At 50.9% G+C, this 1168-nt stretch carries 3 protein-coding genes; 1 reads left to right on the forward strand and 2 read right to left on the reverse strand.

The genetic code is table 11. From position 1 onward, the window contains the following. Window positions 1-139 precede the first annotated feature (139 nt). Entirely contained in the window at window positions 140-424 is a 285-nt protein-coding gene (locus KDX37_RS29195) for an addiction module antidote protein (protein WP_231656637.1), read from the forward strand. A 71-nt stretch (window positions 425-495) separates the two neighbouring features. Here KDX37_RS29195 and KDX37_RS29200 read toward each other — a convergent pair whose 3' ends face one another. Together KDX37_RS29200 and KDX37_RS29205 are read right to left on the reverse strand one after the other, a co-directional pair. Beyond that, window positions 496-765, reverse strand: a complete 270-nt coding sequence (locus KDX37_RS29200) for a hypothetical protein (RefSeq protein WP_003348774.1) — start codon at window positions 763-765, stop codon at window positions 496-498. Window positions 766-838: 73 nt separating this feature from the next. Further along, window positions 839-1069, reverse strand: coding sequence for a DUF4113 domain-containing protein (locus tag KDX37_RS29205; protein WP_319941730.1), 231 nt, complete (start codon window positions 1067-1069; stop codon window positions 839-841). Window positions 1070-1168: the final 99 nt, after the last annotated feature.

Here is a 1168-nt window from a genome sequence, read left to right on the forward strand (position 1 = left end):
ACCCGCTTAAAAGGCTAGAGCTGGTGCCCACTTAAATTTAAGTGCACACCATGTCTTGGCTTTGCGGGGCTGGGTAGATGACTTGGCCGGACGCATACATCGAAACAGCAAAGAGACTGGCTGATCAATGGAGGCAAGAATGAAAGAAAAAATTTTCGATTACGACCCAGCAGCAGCCCTTGACGGGCCTGAGGCAATCGCTATTTTTATCTCTGACGCATTTGAGACGGGGGATGCGGAGTACATCGCGAAGGCTATGGGGGTTGTTGCAAGGGCCAAAGGGATGAGCGAGCTTGCGCGTGAGACAGGTCTTTCTCGAGAGCAGCTTTACAGATCGTTCAGTAGCAAGGGCAATCCAACCTTAAAAACGATGTTGGCGGTAATGAGAGCCCTGGGCGTGGACATGACAGCTCGAATGCACTGATCCCCTGACCCTAATTTTAGGGGCAGGGGATCAATAGAACAGAATAACCGTGAACGATCACCTAGCGTAGCCTAGCGCTTTTTCAAACTCTGGAGTTCAAGCTCAGTCAGTTGTTCACGGTGTATGTAATAGCCTTCAACCGGTGGAGGCTCATGTAGCTTTCGACCACCTTCCCCAGGAAATATCGGAGCGATCAGCCCTACAACGGCTGTTTGGCCTTTCGCATCAGGCGATTTTAGGGCCCAAGCTGCCACTTGGTAGAGAATCGGGGGATCGGTCGGTTTAACGCCGTCGTGTCGAAAAAACCAATCTTGAGTAGGCGTAATTTGCGTATACGTCATGTCAGTTCCTTTTCGTTTCTAAGTCAACAAGCGTATGGCATACCGTATCTAGGGAGCAACCCTATTAACTTGGTCACTTAGCTTTTACGACCCACAACTGATCAAGCCGTGTCGTGTAGCTCTGGCTCATCTGCTCACGGCGCATGCCCCAATCTGGGGTGACTGGTACTGAGCCTGTACGCAGCGTCCCACGTCCCCACTTGCCGTTGATTGAGTCCAAAGCGGCCATCAGCCGATCTGAACTCACCGGTTGATTGACCGCGAACAGGTCATCGGTAAATTCGCCTGGCTGGCAAATATCCATCAGGGGTTGTACGCCCAAACCCCAGATTTTTTTGTTGGACTGAATGACGGCCCCCAGAAAGCTTCGTCATCCCACATCCATTCCTTCAATTATTATATC

The sequence above is a fragment of the Pseudomonas californiensis genome (genome assembly GCF_021147775.1).
GTDB lineage: Bacteria > Pseudomonadota > Gammaproteobacteria > Pseudomonadales > Pseudomonadaceae > Aquipseudomonas > Aquipseudomonas californiensis.